At 61.2% G+C, this 22,058-nt stretch carries 19 protein-coding genes; 6 read left to right on the plus strand and 13 right to left on the minus strand.

What is annotated here, in order from left to right; translation table 11 throughout:
• Positions 1-87 precede the first annotated feature (87 nt).
• The 5 genes from NZ453_RS00530 to NZ453_RS00550 all read right to left on the minus strand — a co-directional run bounded on the left by NZ453_RS00530 (position 88) and on the right by NZ453_RS00550 (position 6,584).
• Complete coding sequence (locus NZ453_RS00530; protein ID WP_263768303.1) at positions 88-1,200, minus strand: ABC transporter ATP-binding protein; 1,113 nt, start codon at positions 1,198-1,200, stop codon at positions 88-90.
• On the minus strand, positions 1,200-3,398 hold the full coding sequence (locus NZ453_RS00535) for an ABC transporter permease (RefSeq protein WP_263768304.1): 2,199 nt from the start codon (positions 3,396-3,398) through the stop codon (positions 1,200-1,202). The genes NZ453_RS00530 and NZ453_RS00535 overlap by 1 nt, the downstream gene beginning before the upstream one ends.
• A gap of 2 nt (positions 3,399-3,400) precedes the next feature.
• The gene (locus NZ453_RS00540) at positions 3,401-4,438 is read right to left on the minus strand and encodes an ABC transporter substrate-binding protein (RefSeq protein ID WP_263768305.1); all 1,038 of its coding nucleotides are present in this window, start codon (positions 4,436-4,438) and stop codon (positions 3,401-3,403) included.
• A gap of 119 nt (positions 4,439-4,557) precedes the next feature.
• On the minus strand, positions 4,558-5,379 hold the full coding sequence (locus NZ453_RS00545) for an inositol monophosphatase family protein (protein WP_263768306.1): 822 nt from the start codon (positions 5,377-5,379) through the stop codon (positions 4,558-4,560).
• 170 nt (positions 5,380-5,549) lie between these two features.
• Complete coding sequence (locus NZ453_RS00550) at positions 5,550-6,584, minus strand: LacI family DNA-binding transcriptional regulator (RefSeq protein WP_263768307.1); 1,035 nt, start codon at positions 6,582-6,584, stop codon at positions 5,550-5,552.
• 210 nt (positions 6,585-6,794) lie between these two features.
• Here NZ453_RS00550 and hypF point away from each other — a divergent pair, with 210 nt between their 5' ends.
• On the plus strand, positions 6,795-9,143 hold the full coding sequence (hypF, locus tag NZ453_RS00555; protein ID WP_263768308.1) for a carbamoyltransferase HypF: 2,349 nt from the start codon (positions 6,795-6,797) through the stop codon (positions 9,141-9,143).
• 63 nt (positions 9,144-9,206) lie between these two features.
• On the opposite strand, the gene NZ453_RS00560 is transcribed toward hypF, so the two are convergent.
• The 6 genes from NZ453_RS00560 to NZ453_RS00585 all read right to left on the minus strand — a co-directional run bounded on the left by NZ453_RS00560 (position 9,207) and on the right by NZ453_RS00585 (position 15,966).
• Entirely contained in the window at positions 9,207-10,283 is a 1,077-nt protein-coding gene (locus NZ453_RS00560; protein WP_263768310.1) for a septal ring lytic transglycosylase RlpA family protein, read from the minus strand.
• A gap of 15 nt (positions 10,284-10,298) precedes the next feature.
• Positions 10,299-11,405, minus strand: coding sequence for a rod shape-determining protein RodA (gene rodA / locus NZ453_RS00565; protein WP_263768311.1), 1,107 nt, complete (start codon positions 11,403-11,405; stop codon positions 10,299-10,301).
• Complete coding sequence (mrdA, locus tag NZ453_RS00570; protein ID WP_263768312.1) at positions 11,405-13,306, minus strand: penicillin-binding protein 2; 1,902 nt, start codon at positions 13,304-13,306, stop codon at positions 11,405-11,407. The genes rodA and mrdA overlap by 1 nt, the downstream gene beginning before the upstream one ends.
• 11 nt (positions 13,307-13,317) lie before the next feature.
• Positions 13,318-13,839: a rod shape-determining protein MreD gene (gene mreD, locus NZ453_RS00575; protein WP_263768314.1), complete on the minus strand. Its 522-nt coding sequence runs from the start codon at positions 13,837-13,839 to the stop codon at positions 13,318-13,320.
• Positions 13,840-13,843: 4 nt separating this feature from the next.
• Positions 13,844-14,773 (minus strand): rod shape-determining protein MreC, encoded by a 930-nt coding sequence (gene mreC, locus NZ453_RS00580; protein ID WP_338051134.1) that lies wholly within the window; start codon positions 14,771-14,773, stop codon positions 13,844-13,846.
• Positions 14,774-14,922: 149 nt separating this feature from the next.
• Positions 14,923-15,966: a rod shape-determining protein gene (locus NZ453_RS00585; protein ID WP_263768316.1), complete on the minus strand. Its 1,044-nt coding sequence runs from the start codon at positions 15,964-15,966 to the stop codon at positions 14,923-14,925.
• Positions 15,967-16,067: 101 nt separating this feature from the next.
• On the opposite strand from NZ453_RS00585, the gene gatC reads away from it, so the two are divergent.
• The 4 genes from gatC to gatB are packed head-to-tail and all read left to right on the plus strand — an operon-like array spanning position 16,068 to position 19,844.
• Positions 16,068-16,355: an Asp-tRNA(Asn)/Glu-tRNA(Gln) amidotransferase subunit GatC gene (gene gatC / locus NZ453_RS00590; protein ID WP_263768317.1), complete on the plus strand. Its 288-nt coding sequence runs from the start codon at positions 16,068-16,070 to the stop codon at positions 16,353-16,355.
• Positions 16,352-17,833, plus strand: a complete 1,482-nt coding sequence (gene gatA / locus NZ453_RS00595) for an Asp-tRNA(Asn)/Glu-tRNA(Gln) amidotransferase subunit GatA (RefSeq protein WP_263768318.1) — start codon at positions 16,352-16,354, stop codon at positions 17,831-17,833. The genes gatC and gatA overlap by 4 nt, the downstream gene beginning before the upstream one ends.
• Entirely contained in the window at positions 17,812-18,375 is a 564-nt protein-coding gene (locus NZ453_RS00600; RefSeq protein ID WP_263768319.1) for a hypothetical protein, read from the plus strand. The genes gatA and NZ453_RS00600 overlap by 22 nt, the downstream gene beginning before the upstream one ends.
• 17 nt (positions 18,376-18,392) lie before the next feature.
• Positions 18,393-19,844 carry an Asp-tRNA(Asn)/Glu-tRNA(Gln) amidotransferase subunit GatB gene (gene gatB, locus NZ453_RS00605; RefSeq protein ID WP_263768320.1) on the plus strand — a complete coding sequence of 484 codons (1,452 nt, stop codon included), beginning with the start codon at positions 18,393-18,395 and terminating at the stop codon, positions 19,842-19,844.
• 62 nt (positions 19,845-19,906) lie between these two features.
• Here the strand turns inward: gatB and NZ453_RS00610 are convergent, their stop codons facing one another.
• Positions 19,907-20,557 carry a hypothetical protein gene (locus NZ453_RS00610; protein WP_263768321.1) on the minus strand — a complete coding sequence of 217 codons (651 nt, stop codon included), beginning with the start codon at positions 20,555-20,557 and terminating at the stop codon, positions 19,907-19,909.
• Positions 20,541-21,188 (minus strand): orotate phosphoribosyltransferase, encoded by a 648-nt coding sequence (pyrE, locus tag NZ453_RS00615; RefSeq protein ID WP_263768323.1) that lies wholly within the window; start codon positions 21,186-21,188, stop codon positions 20,541-20,543. The genes NZ453_RS00610 and pyrE overlap by 17 nt, the downstream gene beginning before the upstream one ends.
• 48 nt (positions 21,189-21,236) lie before the next feature.
• On the opposite strand from pyrE, the gene NZ453_RS00620 reads away from it, so the two are divergent.
• On the plus strand, positions 21,237-22,034 hold the full coding sequence (locus NZ453_RS00620; protein WP_263768324.1) for an exodeoxyribonuclease III: 798 nt from the start codon (positions 21,237-21,239) through the stop codon (positions 22,032-22,034).
• Positions 22,035-22,058 lie beyond the last annotated feature (24 nt).

Genomic DNA, 22,058 nt, shown 5'->3' on the forward strand with positions numbered 1-22,058 from the left:
GCGAGTTTTGTCGCTCGCTCGGTTCGGGACCGTGAACCGGCCCTTTGCTCGGGATAGTGTCGCCGCACTAACGCTGCGGCACGCGCCCTACGCGTTACCTCCGACGATCGCCAGCCCGTGATCGGCGAAGCCGATGCCCACCCGACGGCCGAGGGGATAGGTGTTGAAAACGTCGCTGGAACGCACGAAGAGTTCGCCCAAGGGAGTCTGCAATGTGTACTGCATCTCTGTACCCAGGAACGACGCGTAGACGATCTCTCCGCACAGAGGCTGATTGTCTGTCTCCCCTGTAAGCCGTATGGCATCCGGACGCACGGCGATGCGCACATCACCTCGGCGGGCCTTTCGGTCTGGAACGATCACCGTGACGCCGCCGATGACGCATTCGCTGCGCCCGGCCTCATGACGCTGCGCCTCACCCGAAACGAGATTGGCATTGCAGATGAAGTCGGCCACGAACTCATCGGCCGGCGTCTCGAACAGGTCGCGCGGTGTTCCGTGCTGCGCGATGCGTTGCTTGTTCATGACGATGATCTGATCGGAAACAGCCATCGCTTCTTCCTGATCGTGTGTCACATACACCGCGGTCAAATTGAGCTTGAGTTGAATGCCACGGATCTCGTCGCGCACATGGCGACGCAGCTTCGTGTCGAGATTCGACAAGGGTTCGTCGAGCAGCAACACCTGCGGCTCGAGCACCAGCGCGCGGGCAACCGCGACACGTTGTTGTTGGCCGCCCGAGAGTTCGCTCGGCAGTCGCGGGCCGTAGTCGGCGAGGCCCACGAGGCTCAATCCATCCAGCGCACGCTGGTTCGCCTCGCGCGTAGGCAAGCCGCCGACGGTGAGCCCGTAAGCGACGTTTTCGAGCACCGTCATATGCGGAAATAGCGCGTACGATTGGAACACCATGCTGACGTCGCGCTCAATCGCCGACTGGTGCGTCACGTTCTCTCCGTTGAGCAGAATGCGTCCCTCCGTCACGGCTTCGAGGCCGGCGATCATGCGCAATGTGGTCGTTTTGCCGCAGCCGGACGGGCCAACGAGCGTGACCAGCGAGCCGCGCGGAATGCTGAACGAGACGTTGTCCACCGCCACGACGCGTCCGTATTTCTTCGTCACCTGATCGAACACAAGCGAGATGTCGTTGGCCTTGGCGTTCGATGCGGCGTTCTCGACGCCGGGATGAGCTGCATGATTCATCAGATCGCTTCCTTCTGCAGGATGGGTTTGACCGGTATCGAAGGCTTATCGAGGTCGTTGAGCACGCGGTCCTGGCGCCGCAGCCGGCGGCGGCCAACGAGCTTCTGCACACCGATGACGCAGGAGAGCATGACAACGATCAACATGCTCGAGTAGGCGATCGCGGTTCCGTACTGACCGTTTTCGACGAGCCCAATGATGTAGGAGGTCGCCATGTCGTACTTGGCGCTGACCAGGAAGATGATGGCGCTGATCGACGTGATCGAACGTACGAAGCTGTAGACGAGCGCGGTGGTGATCGCCGGCTTGAGCAACGGGAAGATGATGCGGCGCGCGGTAGTAAAGCTGCTCGCCCGCAGCATCGTCGAGGCTTCGTCGAGGCTCTTGTCGAGCTGGCTCATCGCCGCGATGCCGCCACGCAGCCCGGTCGGCATGTTGCGGAAAACAAAGCACAGGATCAGGATCAAGCCCGTACCGGTCAGTTCGATCGGCGGCACGTTGTACGCCAGAATGTAGCTCACGCCAATCACCGTCCCCGGCACGGCGAAGCACATCATCGTGCCGAACTCGAACAGGCTCTTGAGCGCGAACTTCTGCCGGACCAACAACCACGCCGTCATCATGCCGAGCGTCGCGGTGAGCGGCGCGGCGATGCCGGCGATCGTCATGCTGGTGAAGAACGACGACCACGCGGTGCCCGTCCAATTGATTCCGTGTTGGCCGAAGTCGATGCCGAACGCGTTGATGTAGTGACGGAGCGTGAAGCTGTTGTCTCGTCCCCACTGATGGACGAAGCCGCCACTCAGCACCATGCCGTAGATCACGATCGTGAATGACGTCCAGATGACGACGACAGTCGTGATGACGCGGGCGAAAAGCGGTGAAAGCGCTACGTGCTGCCCGTTGTCGGCTTTGCCCGTCACCGTCGCGTAAGATTTGTTGCCGAGCCAGCGCCGCTGCAACAGGAAGGCAATCACGGCAAACGAGAGCAGGATCAGGCCAAGGCTTGCTGCCCGCCCTTCGTCGGTCTGCGCGCCGACAATCGCGAAGTAGATTTCCGTCGACAACACGCTGTAGCTGCCGCCGAGAACCATCGGGTTGCCGAAGTCCGCCATGCTTTCGATGAAGGTCACCAGGAAAGCGTTGGCCAGGCCCGGCTTCATCAGGGGCAGGGAAACGCGCCACAGGGTTTGCCAGCGTGACGCACCGAGTGTTTGCGACGCTTCCTCGACCGATGGGCTAACACCTTCGACGACCCCGATCAGCACCATGAAGGCGATCGGCGTATAGGCGAGCACCTGTGACAGCCAGACCCCAAAGAATCCGTAGACCCAGCGGCCGGGGGCAACACCGAACCAATGGGCGACGAGCGTCGTCAGCGCACCGTTGCGGCCGAGCAGCAGAATCAACGCCAAGCCGATCACAAAAGGCGGCGTGATGATCGGCAACAAAGTGAGCGCGCGCAGCGAGCCTTTCCAGCGGAAGCCGGTGCGCGTTACGACGAGCGCGAAGCACAGACCCAGCAGCATGCAGCAGGTGGCCGTCGCGGCGGCGAGATAAAGCGTGTTCCAGGCGACGCCACAGCGGCCGCCGCCGAAGACGCAATTGAGTCCCCAGGTTCTCTGATCCGTCATACGGCCGAACCACGAGCCGACGCTGAACAAGCCCTCGGGATCAACAAAGGCCTTCGCCAGCACATGGCCGACCGGCATGATCACGAAGAGCGAAATCAACGCGATGATGAGCCCGATCATGCCGGTGACGAACATGTCGCCACGGCAGGCACCGAGGAGCGCACAGCCGCCGGTAAGCAGGAACAGGAAACCGGCCGCAACGAGCAATGCACCATAGCCCAGTCCTACTTGGGGGCCCAGCCCGAGCCAGCCGGGCCTGAAGCCGAGAACGAGTAGATAGGCGATTCCCGCCACGCCGACAGCAATAAACAACAAACCCCGCGCACGCCGTGAGAACGGCGCGAGCAACGCCGCCGTCGCCGCGGCGACGAGGCCGACCAGCGGCCACAAGACCGCTTGGCCGTGTTTGAGCATCAGAAAGAGCGCGGAGGCCGCGTCCTTCTTGTCCGACCAGTCGGCCGAAAGCCAACGGCCCGCAAAGAACCCCGCCTCCTGCTGATGCCAGGGGACGAGCGCCAGCGCGAATGCCATCAGCGCCAGCCAGCCTCCGAGCGACTTCTTCACAATTACATCCTTTGCGCGGCGAAGATTTCGTCATCCCAGCGCTTGAGCAAGCGCTTGCGCACATCGTCTTGCCCGAACTTGGCGAAGTCATAATTGATCAGCTTCACCTCGTCGGGACGCGGCGCCTTGGGCGGAATCGATGCCGAGGCGTTGGACGGCAATTGCAGCGCATTGGCCTTGAACGCCAGGGACTGAACGTCGGCGCGCAGCGCGAACTCGTAGAATTTCTTGGCGGCTTCGAGGTTGCGGGCGCCCTTGACGATGCTCATCGAGCCGATTTCGAAACCGGTGCCTTCGCACGGAGCGAACACTTCAACCGGCATTCCGGCCATCGTTTCCTTGAGCAGATCGTGCAGGAAGGTGATGCCGATACCTGTTTCGCCACGTGCCAGCGCCTTGGCCGGCGCAGAGCCGGACTTGGTGTATTGGCTGACGTTCTTGCCGAGTGACTTCATGAAGGCGAACGCCTCGTTCTCACCGAAAATCTGCACGAAGGTGGCCAGCGCCGTGTAAGCCGTTCCCGACGAATTGGGGTTCGAAATCTGGATTTCGCCGGCGAACTCGGGTTTGAGAAGGTCTTTCCAGCACTTCGGCACGGCAAGTTTTTTCGCCTTCAATACCTCCGGGTTGTAGCCGACGCCGAGCAGGCCCATATACACGCCGACAGTGCGATAGCCCGAAATACGCGCCTGCTCCTGCGCCCAGGAATGCAGCTTCTCGAGTTGCGGTGATTTGTAGACCTCCGTGTAGCCGGCGTTCGCGGCTTGCAGGTGAGGGTCGCCGGTACCGGCCCACCAGATGTCGGTCTTGGGATTGGCCGCTTCGGCACGAATCTGCGCGAAGATTTCGCCGGCACTTTTACGTACCATCGATACCTCGATACCGGTCTCTTTCTGGAAAGTGTTGCGCATCAGCTCGCACCAATCGTTGTCCGAGGCGCAAAGGACATTGAGCTGTTCGGCGGCCACCCCCGAGAGGGGGATGAGAGGCAATGCAAGGGCGGCTGAAACGAGAAGGCTACGCAAACGGCGTCTGATCATGATCTCTCTCCAGTTTCAATGAGCACTAGCGGCCGGGGTCCGATGCTCGGTAAATGGATGCACGCAGGTGCAACCCCCGATTGACGTTTGTTCCTCTCCCTATCCTGTTACGAGTTTGTTCAAGTTGTTTCCAGCGCGAGGCCGGCATGGGTGGCAATCTGCCCCCAGACGGCCTGATTTCCGACGACCACGACGTTGCCATGGAGCAAGCCGTTGCCAGCAAGAAAGTCGCTCACCCTGCCTCCGGCCTCACTGACAAGCAGATAACCAGCGAGCGCATCCCAGGCGTTCATGTGCGGCTCGAAGTAGCCGATGAGGCGACCTGCCGCGACGTACGCGATCATCAGCGCCCCGGAGCCATTCCGAATGAACATGCCGCCGTCGCGCAACACGGCATCGAGAAATGGGATGAAATCGTCCACTCCGACGCGGAACGAGGTGCCGACGCCAAGAACGCCGTCCTTCAATGTGGGCCCGGGATGGACGCGCATCGGTTCAGGTCCGCAGAACGCCCCCCCGCCAAGGCGGGCATGGAAGAGCTCGTTCGCATTCGGGTCATACACGACGCCGACGACGACTTGGCCGCGGTAAAGGACGGCGATGGAGATGCACCAAGCGTACATTCCGTTCACGAAACAGGCCGTGCCGTCGATCGGATCGACAACCCAGATGTATTCCGCGTCGCCGACGTCCGCCCCGCCTTCTTCGCCGAAAAAGCCGTCGCCGGGAAACATCGCGCGGACACGTTCCTTCACGTACTGCTCGACGTTCCGATCGGCGGCGCTGACCATGTCTTGCGGGCCTTTGGATTCAATGACCAGTTGCGCGCGCCGGCGGAACATTTCGAGGGCCATGGCCCCCGCGTGCACCGCGATCGCTTGCGCGAGCAGATAGCGGGGATCATGCATGGCGGCATCGGAGGGCTGGCAGGGAGCCTTCATGGCGTTGTACTCCTGGTCGGTAAAGGTCTGGGGCAGCTCGCAAATCTCAGGAGCCCGACCCGTATTGCACTCGTGTGCAGTCTAGGCGTCTGAAATCTCGATTGCAAGAGAAATTTCAACTGAAAATTAAATTCTATTTGGCGTGGGGTCGTGCAGCGGGCGGAAGCGCATCAGGACTTGCTGGTAGCCCGAGGGACCAGTTGCACAGGAATACGGCGCGTTCGTGCCAGCGTGGTCGGTTCGGCCATTCGTTGCACGAGCAGGCCGACCGCCTCACGGGCAAGTGCTTCGACGTCCTGGCGGATAGTGGTCAATGCAAAACCCTGCGTAGACGCCATCGGGATATCGTCGAAACCGACGATCGCGATGTCCTCCGGCACGCGCAACCCGAAGTCGTAGCGTGCCGCATCGAGGAAACCGAACGCGAGCAAATCGTTGGCACAGAACACCCCGTCCGGCCGCCGCTCCGGCGGGCGATCGAGCAACTGCGCGGCAACGTCGACGCCGCCGGCATAGTCCGGAATCGTTCCCTGCACAAGTTCAAGCGAGATCGAAGCAATTCCCGATCGGGCGACAGCCTCCGAAAAGCCTGCGCCGCGCGAAATCCCCGAATACGTGCCTGATGGGAGGTTTACGTACGCCAAGCGACGCGCGCCGCCCTTGATCAGGCAGTCGGCCGCAAGGGTTCCCCCCTCCTGGTTGTCGCTCGTCACGACGTCGACGCTTTCCAGATTGGCGTCGCGGTTGATCATCGCTACCGGGACGCGCAGGCGGAGATACTCCTGCGCCAGCTCGATCGGCGGCGAGCCCGACGTGAAGATGACGCCGGCAACGCGGTATTGCAGAAGATAACGGAGCTTGCTCGCCATCTGCGCCGGGTCGCGGGCGTCGATCAGGAGCGGTGCCAGCGAATGGTGCGCGAGGTTTTCCGCCAAAGGCCCGAGCAATTGCACAACAAATTCGTTCTGCATGCCAGGGACGACGATTCCGACGAGGCTGCTCTGACGTTGGATCACACTCCGGGCCAGGCGGTTTACCTGGTAGCCGAGTTCCTCCGCCGCCTTCAGCACGCGCGCCCGGGTTGCGGGAGAAACGCTGGCGCCCTCGGTAAATGTGCGGGAAACGGCCGATCGCGAAACCCCGGCCCTGGCCGCCACATCGGCCGACGTCGCCCAGCCTTTGGGTAAAGCATCCTTTTTCTTCATGTTGGCCACGGTCCCGCAGAAACACGCATGACAGTATGTTTTGCACTCGTGTGCTTCGTCAATAGGAACGCATGCCGGAGCCGACGGTAACGGGCTGCCCAAGCTCGTTGAGCGTTCCGTACAATTTCGGATTCCCGTTCCCTGCCCCATGCGATAGAATGCGCGGCGTTCAAGGCGGGTGATCCTCAGCGAGGTTCGATAGAAAAGCTGATGGAATCCTCGCCTTTCCGCTTTTCTTGGACCTACCGCGTGGAAATACACGACGATTCCGCCTTTGTCTGCCAAAGAATCCGGCTGAGCGGCGTTGTTCAAGGGGTCGGTTTCCGGCCTTTGGTGTGGCGTATTGCAAAAGAGCTGAAACTCACGGGGTGGGTGCGAAACGACGCTAAGGGCCTCGAAATAGAAGCCTGCGGCCCCGCAAACGACATCGATCTCCTGATCCGCCGCTTGCACGAGGATTCGCCCCCGCTCGCCCGCATCGACGCCATTACTTCTCGCCCGACCGACTCGGTGTCCGTCGCCGATGATTTCTTCATCCTTGACAGCCGGGGCGGCCGCGCCGCAACGATGATTGGCCAGGACACGGCGATCTGCCGGGATTGCCTGAGCGACGTTTTCGATCCGTCCGGTCGCCGTTGGAGATATGCATTTTCCAACTGCGCGCATTGCGGCCCGCGCTACACCATCTGCCGCGGGCTGCCGTACGACCGGGAAAGAACCAGCCTCAAGCCGTTCGGCATGTGCAAGAAATGCCTGGCGGAATACACGCGGGCGGATGACCGCCGTTTACACGCCGAAGGCAACTGCTGCCCGAAGTGCGGGCCGCAGCTTTCACTCGTCGACGCCAAGGGCAAAATCATCGCCGAGGACCCCATTGCCGGCGCGTACAAGCTCCTCCTCGACGGACGCATCGTCGCCATCAAGGGGCACGGGGGATTCCACCTCGCCTGCGACGCGCGCAACCCTGCCGCCGTCGCGCTGCTCCGCAAGCGCAAGCACGGATCTTCCAAGCCCTTCCCGGTGATGTTCGCCGGCACAGCGTCGGCGACGAGTTATGTGCAATTCAGCGTCGGCGAACCGGGGCTGCTGAACCTGCCGGAACGACCCATCATCCTGCTCAAGAAACGCGCCGCTTGCGACGCGGCAATGCCGGACGTAGCTCCAGACCTGCATTGGCTGGGCGTGATGCTTCCATTTTCGCCAATTCATTACCTGCTCTTCCACGAGGCCGCGGGACGTCCCTCCGGCATCGCCTGGCTCGATGAAGCGCAGGACTTCGCCCTCGTCATGAGCGGCGGGAATCCCGACGAAGAACCACCGGCGATCGACAACGAAGAGGCGCGCGAACGTCTTGCCGGTCTAGCGGACGCATTTCTTGAACATGATCGCGAGATCGTGGTCCGTTGTGACGACAGCATTGCCCGCTCAGGCCCGGGCGGCCTGCAACTGATCCGCCGCGGGCGCGGTTACACGCCACGCGCCGTGAAGCTGGCGCATTCCGGTCCCTCGATTCTGGCTGTCGGCGGCCCGGTCCGGAACTCGATCTGCGTCGTCCGCGGGCACGAAGCCTTTCTCTCGCAACATATCGGCGAGCTGACCAACCCGGCCTCTTGCGCCTTCTTCGATTCAACGATTGCGCATCTGCTCAAGATGCTAGAGATTTCGCCCGCGGTCGTTGCGCATGATCTGCACCGGGACACACACGCAACCCGGTTCGCGGAGACGATGGCAGCACAACGGGGCATTCCGGCGCTCGCCGTGCAACATCATCATGCGCACGTTGCTTCGGTACTTGCCGAGCACCACGTCAAGGAACCGGTTTTTGCACTGGCGCTCGACGGCGGCGAACTCGGCACGGACGGCACGATTTGGGGGGGCGAACTGCTCCGCGTGCAAGGCGCCCATTTTGACCGCCTCGGCCACCTCACCCCGCTCGATGTCGTTGGGGATGAACGCAATTCGCATACGTCCTGGCGCCTCGCCTCCAGCGTCCTGCACGCGCTTGGGCGAACCGACGAAATCGCGCGACGTTTCGGGGCACACTCCGATGCCCCCGCGCTTGCCCAGGATCTGGCGAACGGGCGCAAGAGTGCGCGCGGAACGAGCCTCGGATGGCTGACGAAAGCGGCCGCGGCTCTCCTCGGGGTCAATGAGGTCGCGGTTTACAGCAGCCAGGCGAGTCTTCTTCTCGAGGGACTCGCCGAGCGCCATGGAGAAACGTCGCCGCTGGCCGGGGGTTGGGCCATCAAGGACGGGAATCTCGACCTGACACCCTGCTTGGCGGCGATCGCCGATCAGAAAGATGCAGCTTTCGGTGCGGCTTTGCTGTACGCCACGATCGCCGAGGGCCTCGTCGAATGGCTGTGCTCCGTCGCGCCCGAAGGCAGCCCAGTGGCGGCAGGCGGTAGCAGTTTGCAGAACCAGGTCCTCGCGCGTCAGGTGCGCTCGCGACTCGCGGAACACGGTTTCCATCTGCTGGAAGCGCGTCGCGTCCCTCCCAACGACGGGGGCTTGGCACTCGGGCAAGCCTGGATCGCACAGCAATATCTGCAGAACTGAAAGAGACCGAGGAGCCTCGGGCGCCGGTGCCCGAGGCTTCTCACGTCTTGTTTTTTGAATCGCTCAGCGCCTGACGAAAGCCGGCTTGTAACCAAGAGCAGCGGCAATCTTCACGGCCACTTTCTCGGCATCCGCCCGCGAAGCATATGGCCCGAGATGGACGCGGTGCATACCGCCGCTAGCAATGATCTCGATCCCCTCGTTCAACCAGTCGAGTTCTCGCGACAGATGCGAACGCAGGCTTTCGGCGTTGTCGGCACTCGAAAAGGCGCCAAGCTGCAGGAAGACGCCGCGCGCGGCATTCGCTGGACTCGAGGCCGCTCCGCCGTTGGGCGATGGCTTGGCGTTTTCCTCGCCAGCCAGCCGTGCCGTCAACAGCTCAATCTCGTCGGGTTCCGAGGCGGCCGCAATCTTCGTAGGCGATTTTGCAGGTTCAGTCGCGACCGGCTTGGCGTCAGCGTAGAGCGTCTGGGAATCGCTCGGCCCCTCAGGCACGATGGACTCCACTTCAACCACGGTGCTGCCGTTGTTGACGTACCCCAACCGATACGCCGCCGCATACGAAAGGTCGATAATGCGATCGGCATGGAACGGGCCGCGGTCGGTCACGCGGAGAATGACCGACTTGCCATTGCTCACGTTCGTCACGCGGACATACGAAGGGATTGCCAGCGTCGGGTGTGCCGCTGTCATCGCAAACATGTCGTACGGTTCGCCGATCGATGTCTTTTGCCCGTGGAATTTTTTCCCGTACCAACTCGCGACGCCGCGTTGCCGCATCGGTTTGAGCACGGTGTATGGGACATACGATTTTCCGAGCACCACGTACGGGTTGTTCGCAAAACGATGTAGAGGTTCCCAGCGCGGAATCGCGTCGGGGATCTCGTCCAGGTTATCGGGAATCTCGTCGCCCGGGCCGTCGTCCTTGTAGTAACCGCCGCCGCGCTTTTGAACGACAGTGCCGGGCTTGCGTCCGGCCGTCGGCGTGGCTGGCGCCGTCGCCTCCGTTCCGGTTCCCGGTACGGAGGCCGGGCCGGAGGGTGCGGCCGAGCGCGGCGGCTGAACGCTGCATCCCGCCAGAATCGCCGCGGCAAGGAAGCCGAGCGTCGGAGTTCGAAGGTTTGCGCCGCGATTCAACATACCGTCCTCGTTCCCCTACTTTTTCACCAGCATCCGATGCGACTGGATGCTCATGAGGACACCAAGTCCGAGGAAGAGCGTTACCAGCGCAGTTCCGCCGTAACTCATGAAAGGCAGCGGGACGCCGACCACGGGCAGGATGCCGCTGACCATGCCCATGTTGACGAAGGCGTAAGTAAAGAAACTGAGCGTCACCGACCCGGCAAGCACACGGGCAAACAGCGTCGAGGCGTTGGCCGTAATCATCAAGCCGCGGGCGATCAACAGCAGGTAGAGAACGACGAGAATGCTCGTGCCGATCAAGCCGCGCTCTTCCGAAAACACGGCGAAGATGAAGTCCGTATGTCGCTCTGGAATGAACTCGAGGTGAGTCTGCGTACCTTGCAGCCAGCCCTTTCCGAAGGGCCCGCCGGAACCGATTGCGATTGTGGACTGGATGATGTGGTAGCCGGCGCCCAATGGATCGGTGGTCGGATCGATCAGCGTCAGGATGCGTTTGCGCTGGTAGTCGTGCAGGATCGTCCACACGAACGGGGCGGCAGCTCCGACGCCGACGATCATTCCGAGAAGCACCTTCCAAGGCAGCCCGGCGAAGAAGATCACGTAGAAACCGGCGGCGCCGACAAGGATCGCCGTCCCGAGATCCGGCTGCTTGGCGATCAGTCCGAACGGGACGAGCAATAGCACGCCGGCGATCAGGTAATGGCGGAATCTCAACACCGCCTCGTATTTGTGGAAGTACCAAGCCAGCATCAGCGGCATGGCGATCTTCAGGATTTCCGAGGGTTGTATGCGGGTGAAACCGAGCGACAGCCAGCGGCGGGCGCCGTTGACCTTCACACCGGCGATGAACACGAGGACGAGCAGCACCACACCGATCACATACAAGGGCACGGCAAAACGCATCAGCTTCTGCGGCGGGAGCTGCGCGACGGCCCACATGGCGACGAAGCCCACGGCCATGTTCAGCGCCTGAGCGAACGCCCGGTTGTTTGCGTCGTAGGTAGCGCTGTAAATCGTGGCCAGCCCGGTGGCCATGATCATTAAGGTGATCAGCAGCAACGGTGTGTCCAGATGTTCAACGAGCCGTTCCCGCAAACGGTGCAATAGATGATCGAACACTATTCTTCCTCCGTTGCGGATTCGTCTTCCTTCGCCGGCCCATCCGGCGTCTTGCCGAGAAGATAGTAGTCCATCACCATGCGGGCGATCGGTGCAGCGCTTTGCGCGCCGAATCCACCGTTCTCGACCAGGACGGCCAACGCAATCTTCGGTTGGTCGGCGGGCGCGAAGGCAATGAAGAGCGCATGGTCGCGCAGTTCCTGTTTAAGCTTGCCAGCCCGGTAATCGCTACCCTTCAAGCTGAAGACCTGTGCCGTCCCTGTTTTACCGGCCGACTCGTACGACGCCCCGGCGAAAGCACGCGCCCCTGTTCCCTCCTTATTGACCCCGACCATGGCCTTTTTGATGGTATCGATATTCTGTTGTTTCCATGGAAGCCGGCGCAAAGGCTCCGGCTCGATCATCGTCTTTTCGCCGGTCTTGCTGTCGGTGACGTACTTCACCAGGTGCGGGCGGTAAAGCACACCGTTGTTGGCAAGCGCCGCCACGGCCTGCGCGAGCTGGATCGGCGTGTACGCGTTATAGCCTTGGCCGATGCCGATTGAAATGGTCTCGCCGGCGAACCACTTCTGTTGTTCCGGCTTGCGGAACCGGCGCTTCTTCCACTCTGGAGACGGGAGAACCCCTTCGGATTCGCCTTCAATATCCACGCCGGTTTTGCTCCCCAGCCCGAGCGGCCCCATGAAGCGCGCGATGTTGTCGATCCCGAGATCGTTCGCCAGCATGTAGTAGTAGGTGTCGCACGATTGCACGATCGACTTGTACATGTCGACCATGCCGTGGCCACCCTTTTTGTCGTCGCGGAACGTATGGCCGCCGAACGTAAAGAAACCCGGATCGGCAATCGCCTGCGAAGGCGTCCGCTTGCCTAACTCCAGCGCGGCGAGCGCCATGAACGGCTTGAACGTCGAACCCGGCGGGTAGGCGCCGTTCAGCGCGCGATTGACCATCGGCTTGTCGGGTGAGTTGTTGAGCAGGTCCCAGTCTTCCGAACGGATGCCGTCGATAAAGAGATTGGGATCGAAGGTCGGCGTCGAAACAAGCGCCAGAATGCCTCCCGTCGACGGTTCGATGGCAACCAAGGCTCCGCGCCGGTCGCCGAAAGCCTTCTCGGTCATCTGCTGGAGGCGGACGTCGAGCGTCAGAGTGAGGTTGTTGCCCGACACCGGAGGAATGCGCTTGAGGCTGCGCACAGCACGGCCGCCGGCGTCGGTCTCGACTTCCTCGTATCCGGTCTCACCATGCAATTGGAATTCGTACTTCTGCTCAAGCCCCGTCTTCCCGATGTGATCCGTACCGCGATAGTTCGATTCCTGCCCCTTCTCTTCAATCGCAGCAAGGTCCGTCTTGTTGATACGGTTGATGTAGCCAATCACATGCGAGGCGATCGGGCCCAGCGGATACTGTCGAAACAACCGCGCCTTCACTTCGACGCCCGGAAAAAGGTACCGGTTGGCAGCGAAGCGCGCGACCTCTTCGTCGCTCAAGCGCGTTCGGATCGGCAGACTCTCGAAGGATTTGCTTTCATCCAGGAGTTTCTTGAAGCGCCGTTTATCCTTGTGTTCGATCTCTACGACCTTGCCCAAGCGCTCGATCGTGTCGTCTAGATCGTCGACGGTGGACGGCGTGATCTCAAGGGTAAACGCCGTGTAGTTGCGAGCGAGCACGGTACCGTTGCGGTCGACGATAACGCCTCGGTTCGGCGGGATCGGCACCAGCGAAATGCGATTATCCTCGGCACGCGTCGTGTAGTACTCATGCTGGAATACCTGCAAATAAACGAACCGGCCGATGAGAACTGAAAACGCCAGGACGACCACAGCCGCCGCAATAACGATACGGAAGCGGAAACGGTCGAGTTCGCTATCCTGAGACGCGAATGGCGAATGCCGGTTGTACAAGGTGCGGTCTCTCAGATGGGCCGGTTCGCGTCATGATCGACCGGTTGAAACTGCGGCAGCAGCAGAATGAAAGTGAGCGGCCACCACAATAGAGTACCAACGAACGGGCCGATGAAGTATCCCCATCCCGGTAGTTCAATCCCGGGCATGGCGCGGACGGCAAACTGCACGCACTGCACAATCAGCAGCAACGGCAACACATGCAGCGCCTGCTGCCCCAACGGGAACCAGAGAATGCGCCGCGACAAGGCGGCCGCGGCATAGGTGGCCAGCACGTACGCCAGCGCGTGCTGACCCATCAGGCTCGCATCGGCGACATCCATCGCCACCCCAAGGACGAATCCCCATCCCATGCCCACATGTCTGGGCTCGCGGATGCTCCAGAAAATGAGCACCAAGGCGACCCAGTCGGGCATCCAGAACCAGGCGTCCGTGGGCAGGAAGTTCAACACGAGCGCAACCAACAGGCTCGCCACGATGAACCAGGGCCTCACCGGCTGCAGGATGCGCGAAGACGAAAATGTCGGTTGCATGGCGCTAATCCTTCTTCAATGCCCGTTTCTTCGCCGGCGCGGGCTTTGCCGCCGGCTTCGGTCCGCTGTTAGCCTCCTTGTTCAATTCAGGGGGCAACGCGGCGACTTCGCGCGGGTCGAGGACAAGCACTTCGCCGTAGTTCTCGACGCCAGCCACCGGCTCGCAATTGATCCGAGCGAAGGAGTACGACGTATCACGCTCGATATGCACGACTTTGGCCACCGGCAAACCGGGCTGAAAGATCCCGTCAAGCCCCGACGTTACAAGCAGGTCGCCGTTCTGTACATCGGCGTTGGCCGGCATGAAACGCAACTCGAGTTGCCCGTTGCCCAGGCCGAAAACCACCGAGCGCAGACCATTACGGACAATCTGGACGGGAACGGCCTGTTCCTTATCGGTAATCAAAGTAATTTCAGAGACGAAGGGAAACACGCGGGTCACCTGTCCGACGACCCCGGCGGCGTCCACTACCGGCTGCCCGGCCACGATCTTATCCTGCAAGCCCTTATCGACCACCACACGCCGCGAGAACGGATCACGCGCTGCGTACAGGATCTGAGCCACATGACCACTCACCTGCTGCCGCCCCTTCACTTCGAGCAACTTGCGCAAACGCTCATTCTCCGCCTCGAGCTGTTCGGCACGAAGGAGCGTTCCCGCCCGTTCAAGCTGCTCGCGCCGCAGACGGACGGCTTCCTCCTCGAAACGAGCGACACTGGAAAAGAAATCGCCGGCATTGCGCAACGAATCGATCGGCGCATGCGCCATTTGCTGTATGGGATGCGTAAACACCGAGATCGCCTGACGGGCGAGTTCCAGTGTGCGAAATCGCGAATCGACAAACACCAGCGCCAACGACAACGCCGCGTAGAACGACAGGCGCGCCAACGGCGCCGGGCCGCGCTTGAAAAACGGTGGCGGCTGATGGTCCATGGCGTTCAATTGGCTATACGGAAAACCTGACGGGCAAAGGCGCCGGGTGCAACGTTACGCGCACCTTCGGGCATTCGGCAATAGGAACGGCAGAATGAATCCGCCAGCGGTCCACCCGGCTTGCTCCACCGCGGCGTACCGGATGACGATCAATCCGATGCGAAGATGCTGCCGAGCTTGTCCATCCGCTCCAGCGCCATGCCGCAACCCCGGGCGACGCAGGTCAGCGGTTCCTCGGCCACGATCACCGGCAAGCCCGTCTCTTCCATTAGCAACCGATCGAGATCGCGCAGCAGAGCGCCACCACCAGTAAGCACCATGCCCTTGTCGGCAATATCAGCGCCGAGTTCGGGCGGCGTTTTCTCCAGTGCGGACTTGACCGCCGAAACGATGCTGTTGAGCGGCTCGGTCAGGGCTTCGAGGATCTCGTTCGAGGAAATCGTGAACTTGCGCGGGATACCCTCCGCCTTGTTGATGCCAGAGACTTCCATCTCACGCACTTCGGCACCGGGGAATGCCGAACCGATGCTCTTCTTGATGAACTCGGCCGTATTCTCGCCGATCAGCATGCCGTAGTTACGGCTGATGTAGTTGATGATCGCCTCGTCAAGCTTGTCGCCGCCGACGCGGACCGACCCGGAATACACCATGCCGCCGAGGGAAATCACGCCCACCTCGGTCGTACCGCCGCCGATATCGACGACCATCGAGCCGGTCGGCTCGGAGACCGGCAAGCCGGCCCCAATTGCGGCAGCCATCGGCTCTTCGATCAGGAACACCTGGCTCGCTCCGGCACCGATCGCCGACTCGCGAATGGCACGGCGCTCGACCTGCGTCGACCCTGACGGTACGCAGATGATGATGCGCGGGCTCGGAGAGAGGAGACGGGAATCATGCACCTTGCGGATGAACTGCTTGAGCATCTGCTCAGTGACGGTAAAGTCGGCGATCACACCGTCCTTCATCGGCCGAATGACGGTAATGGCGCCAGGGGCTTTGCCGAGCATGTCCTTCGCGCTCTGGCCGACGGCCTGGATCGTCTTCTTAGCATTCGGGCCGCCCTGCATGCGGATGGCAACGACCGACGGTTCGTCAAGGACGATGCCCTTGCCACGCACGTAGATCAGCGTATTGGCGGTCCCCAGATCGATCGCCAGATCGTTGGAAAAATAGCTTCGGAGAAAACTCAACATGCCTTCAGTATCCGGTTAAAACCCTCGGGGGGTGCGGCGTATAAAGCATTTATGATACCTTATATGGCTCTGTGTTTTAACACTTTACCGATTTCAAAACCATGTCGCTGAGCCTGGAACAAGTCCGGCGCATCGCTCATCTTGCCCGAATCGAAATCAGCGATGCCGAGGCGGAAACGACGCTGGGACATCTCAACGGGATATTCACCCTCATCGAAGAAATGCAGGCCGTCGACACGCGCGGCGTCGAACCAATGGCTCACGCGCAGGACATTGCTCAGCGCCTGCGCGAAGACAAGGTGACCGAAGAGAATCGTCGTGAGGCGCTGCAATCCGTCTCCCCTGAAACAGAAGCCGGCCTATACCTCGTTCCGAAGGTGATCGAATGATCCGGCGCAGCGTATCCGACTTGGCAAAGGCCCTGGCAGAAAAGGAAATCTCCAGCCTCGAACTGACTCAGCTTTACCTTGATCGCATCGCCCGCCACAACGACGCGCTGAATGCCTTCGTGTCCGTTGACGCCGAACGGAGCCTCGAGCAGGCAAAGGCCGCCGATGCGTTACGTGCCGCGGGCCGTGCGCAAGCCCTGACCGGCATCCCCATCGCACAAAAAGACATTTTCTGCGCCAAAGGTTGGCGGACGACCTGCGGCTCGCGAATGCTCGACAATTTCGTCAGCCCGTACGACGCTACGGTGATCGAGCATTTCAATGCCGCTGGCGCCGTGATCCTCGGCAAGACGAACATGGACGAGTTCGCGATGGGCTCGTCGAACGAAACCTCGTATTTCGGCACAGTGAAGAACCCGTGGGATACGCAACGCGTTCCCGGTGGTTCATCGGGCGGTTCAGCCGCCGCCGTCGCCGCGCGACTCACTCCAGCGGCCACAGGTACGGACACCGGCGGCTCGATTCGCCAGCCGGCGGCGATGTGCGGCCTGACCGGCATCAAGCCGACCTACGGCGTGGTGTCGCGTTACGGCATGATCGCCTTTGCTTCGTCACTCGATCAGGGCGGGCCGATGGCCCAATCCGCCGAAGACTGCGCATTGCTCCTGAATACGATGGCCGGTTTTGACGAACGTGATTCGACAAGTCTAAACCGTCCGAACGAGGACTACAGCTGCGCCCTTGCTACTGACAAAGGCGGGCGCCCACTCGCCGGACTCCGCATCGGACTGCCCCGTGAATTCTTCGGCGAAGGCTGCTCGCCGGAAGTCATGCGACTCATCGAGGACGCTATTGCGGAATACCGGAAACTGGGTGCAGAGACGGTCGAAGTGAGTCTGCCCAACATGAAGCTTTCGGTCCCGGCTTATTACGTCATCGCTCCGGCAGAAGCGAGCTCCAACCTGTCGCGCTTCGACGGTGTGCGCTACGGCTACCGAGCCCCCGAGTACGCCGACCTGAACGACATGTACTGCAAGACGCGTGCGCAAGGGTTTGGGGCCGAGGTCAAGCGGCGCATTCTGATCGGGACCTACGTCCTCTCGCACGGTTATTACGATGCCTATTACCTGCAGGCACAGCGTATCCGACGCTTGGTCGCGAATGATTTCGTCGCCGCCTTCAGGCAGTGCGACGTCATCCTGGGCCCCACTAGCCCGACGACAGCCTTCAAGCTCGGAGAGAAAGCCGCGGACCCGGTTCAGATGTACCTTTCGGACATCTACACGATCGCGGTCAACCTCGCGGGACTGCCGGGAATATCGGTCCCGTGCGGCTTCTCTACTGATGGGCAGACCCGCTTGCCGACCGGACTGCAATTGATCGGCAATTATTTCGATGAAGCTCGCCTGCTTGACGTCGCTCATCGTTATCAGCAGGTTACCGACTGGCATACGCAATGCCCGCCCGCGTTCGCCTAGCAGCCCCGGCGAAACGGGCGGTTGCTGTCGCAGGAGCCGTGCTGTTGGTAGCGTGCGCAACACCCGAACAGCCACCGGCCCCGCCCGAACCCGTGAAGGAGACTCCTCCAGAAGTCAGCGCCGCCAAGCCTAAGAAAGAGGCCATCAAATCGCAGCCCTTGAAGTACTTGGTCGGCCGCAACTTGAAGCCGATGCCTGACAAGGCGCTCGATGTACGGACTCGCTGCGGTTTCAAGGATGTGGGTGGCGGACATGGGAGCATGGATCTTCAGGTGACGAAAGCCGAGGTGAAGCGTTTCGTCGCCGAAGTCAGCATCCCGAAACAGGGGCTCTGCCGCTTCGACCTGAAGGATTTCGAGCAAACAGCGAAAATGCCCAACGTCGTGCTGACCGACAAGAGCGGTACGTGCACCGTGCGCATGTGGGAGCAGGAGAAGGGCGTCACCGTTGCCTTCAATAGCTGCCAGACGCAATGCAGCGGCGACGCATTCAGTTATCTCTGGCCAATCCTGGTCGACACGCGCAGCGGCCGTTGCGCTTGACAAGCGAGTAACACGCAATGAAACACTGGGAAGTCGTCATAGGAATCGAGACTCACGTTCAGCTCTCGACCCAATCGAAAATATTCTCCGGCAGTTCGACGGCCTTTGGCGCCGACCCGAACGCACAAGCGAACGCTGTCGACGTCGCCCTTCCCGGCGTCCTGCCCGTTCTCAACAAAGGGGCCGTCGATTGTGCAATCCGCTTCGGCCTCGCGGTCGGCGGACAGATCGCGCCGAAATCGGTTTTCGCGCGGAAGAATTACTTCTACCCCGATCTGCCGAAAGGCTACCAGATCAGCCAATATGAATTGCCGGTGGTCGTCGGCGGCGAGGTCGCGATCCAAGTAGTGCAAGGCGACGAGGCTGAGGAAAAAACGGTTCATCTGACGCGCGCGCACCTCGAAGAGGACGCCGGTAAATCGTTGCATGAGGACTTCCACGGCAAGACGGGCATCGACCTCAACCGGGCCGGGACGCCGCTGCTCGAAATCGTCACCGAACCCGACATGCGATCGTCAGCCGAGGCCGTTGCCTATGCCCGTGCCCTGCACGCGCTGGTCCGCTGGATCGGTATCTGCGACGGCAACATGCAGGAGGGCTCGTTCCGTTGCGACGCCAACGTTTCAGTACGTCCGGTGGGGCAAGAAGAATTCGGAACGCGGCGCGAAATCAAGAACCTGAACTCCTTCCGCTTCCTGCAGCAGGCGATCGATTACGAAGTGCAATGGCAGATTGCCGAGATCGAGGACGGCCGCGCGATCCAGCAGGCGACGGTTCTGTTCGACCCGGATACCGGCGAAACGCGGGCGATGCGCTCGAAGGAAGACGCCCACGACTACCGCTACTTCCCGGACCCCGACCTCCTCCCTCTCATCATCGATCGGGACTGGGTGGACCGCGCGCGCGCTGCCATGCCCGAGCTGCCTGCCGCCAAGCGTCAGCGCTTCGTCGATGAATTCAAATTGTCGGCTTACGACGCGGCGACGCTGACGGCGTCGCTCGAATTGGCCGGTTACTTCGAGGCGGCGCTTGAAGACGGAGGCAAGACGAACGCGAAAGCCTGTGCCAACTGGGTAATGGTCGAACTCGCTGCACGCCTCAACAAGGATGGTCTCGATATCAGCCAGTCACCGGTGTCGCCTATTCAACTCGGTGGGCTGATCGCACGTATCGCTGACGGCACGATCTCGAACAACATCGCCAAGAAGGTTTTCGAGGCACTGTGGAACGGAGAAGGGCGGACCGCCGACGAGGTTATTGAGAAACAAGGGTTGAAACAAATCACCGACAGCGGCGCCATTGAGGCGCTCATCGATGGCGTGCTGGCTGCCAACGCGGCGATGGTTGCGGAGTTTCGTTCGGGTAAGGAAAAGGCATTCAATGCGCTGGTCGGCCAGGCGATGAAAGCCGCCAAGGGCAAAGCCAATCCGCAGCAGGTCAACGAACTGCTGCGAAAAAAGCTGGGCTAGGGAACTGGCGGCCTTGCGGCTTCGGGCCGGTTCGAATGCCGGCCCCGCGCATCCGCCTCCGGCTATCGGGCGGGCGACGTCTTCGTTAGTTCCAAGTAACGGCGCAAATCCTCGTCGTACTTCTGACGCACGGTTTCGAGTTCTTTCTGTTTGGCCGCGATCAGCGTTTCCTGCGCCTTGATCTCGACGTCAGCGTCGGCAAGCCCCTTCTGGATTTCGACCGGCAGCTTCTTTTTCTTGTAGAACTCGGCTTCGTTCTCGTACTTCTTGCGCAACGTGCGCGTCTCGGCGACCTTCGTTTCCGCGGACTTGATCGACTTCAGCACATCCTCTTCGGCACGTTTGCGCATCGCCTCGATGTCACGTTCGCTGCCATAGGTATTGAGCAACGCCTGGTCCTTGCGCTGTTGCTCGCGCCGCGCCGCTTCCTCCTGTTTGCGCTTTTCCTCCTCAGCGGCGCGTTGAACACGCTGCTCAGCTGTGAGAGGAGCCTCCACGTTGCGCAGCGTACGGCCTGACTCGCCGATTTCGCGATAAGCACGCCCATAACACGCCTGAGGGAGAATATCGCCGCACACCTGCTTGCCGCTGGCATCGTGGCAGCAGTAGAGCGTACCCGCCGCAAATGCGCCCAAGGGCAGCAAGCTTAAGCCAGCCAGTCCGCAAAACGCGGCGGCAAGTCGGCAAGAGCGGCCGTTAGGCACGCGGACCAACCCCGTACTCCTCACGGTACCGTGCAACCGCTGCTTCATATTGAGCAAAGTCCGGGCGTTGTCGAAGGAAACTCATCAGGTCGTCCAAGGTGGCCACGGAGACAACCGGTATTCCGTAATCCCGTTCAACCTCCTGGACCGCTGACAGATGCCCGGTGCCTCGTTCCATGCGGTCGAGAGCGATGACAACACCGCATGGCGTCGCCCCGCCTTTGCGGATCAATTCAACCGACTCGCGCACCGAAGTGCCGGCGGAGATCACGTCGTCAATGATCAGCACACGCCCTGCGAGCGGAGCACCGATGATGTCGCCGCCCTCGCCGTGGTCCTTCGTCTCCTTGCGGTTGAATGCGAAAGGAAAACTGGAGCCGGCACGAGCCAGCGCAAGGGCGCTGACGGCAACCAGGGGAATACCCTTGTAGGCCGGCCCGAAGAGCATGTCGACCGCGACGCCGCTGGCCAAAATGGCCTTGGCGTAGAATTGCGAGAGGCGGTCCAGCGCGGCGCCGTCATTGAACAGGCCGGCATTGAAAAAGTAAGGCGAAAGCCGCCCGGCCTTGGTTTTGAACTCCCCGAAGCGCAGAACGTTCTGAGCAAGGGCGAATTCGATGAATTCCTGACGAAAGTCCATGGCTCCCGTTTTAGTCGTTATTGACGCCGATATCGGCATGGAATCCACATGTTACGCATCATTACCCTAAACCTCAACGGCATTCGCTCGGCATGGACGAAGGGGGTGCTCCCGTGGGCAGCCGCCCAGAACGCGGATGTCATCTGCCTCCAGGAGTTGAAAGCCCAACACGCCGACCTCGCGCAGGACATGAAAAACCCTGACGGAATGCACGCGTTTTACCACGTGGCAGAAAAGCGAGGCTACAGCGGTGTCGGCCTATGGTGTCGCCGAAAACCGGATGCGGTCATCGAAGGCACAGGCAACGCCGAGTTCGACGCCGAAGGCCGCTACCTTCGCGCCGACTTCGGCAATCTGTCAGTCGTCTCGCTTTACCTGCCTTCGGGATCGAGTTCCCCGGAACGTCAAGAAGCGAAGTTTCGCTTCATGGAGATTTTCTATCCGCAACTCGTTGAACTCGCCAAATGTGGTCGCGACGTCCTGGTTTGCGGCGACTGGAACATTGCGCATCAAGAGATCGATCTCAAGAACTGGAAAGGTAATCGCAAGAACTCGGGCTTTCTGCCCGAAGAACGCGCCTGGGTCACCAAGGTGATCGACGAAGCCGGCTGGTGCGACGTCTACCGGCGCTTGCACCCGGAAACGACCGAAGGTTCTTACACGTGGTGGTCCAACCGCGGGCAGGCCTGGGCGAAAAACGTCGGGTGGCGTATCGACTATCACATGGCGACGCCGGGCCTTGCCGCAGCGGCGACGGCAGCCGCCGTATACAAAGCCGAGCGTTTCTCGGACCACGCGCCGCTGACCATCGATTACGACTATTCGATCGAGAGCCCGAGCGCGTAAGGGGACGCATGAGAATGGCCGCCG

It is taken from the genome of Propionivibrio soli, from assembly GCF_025770765.1.
Taxonomy (GTDB): domain Bacteria; phylum Pseudomonadota; class Gammaproteobacteria; order Burkholderiales; family Rhodocyclaceae; genus Propionivibrio; species Propionivibrio soli.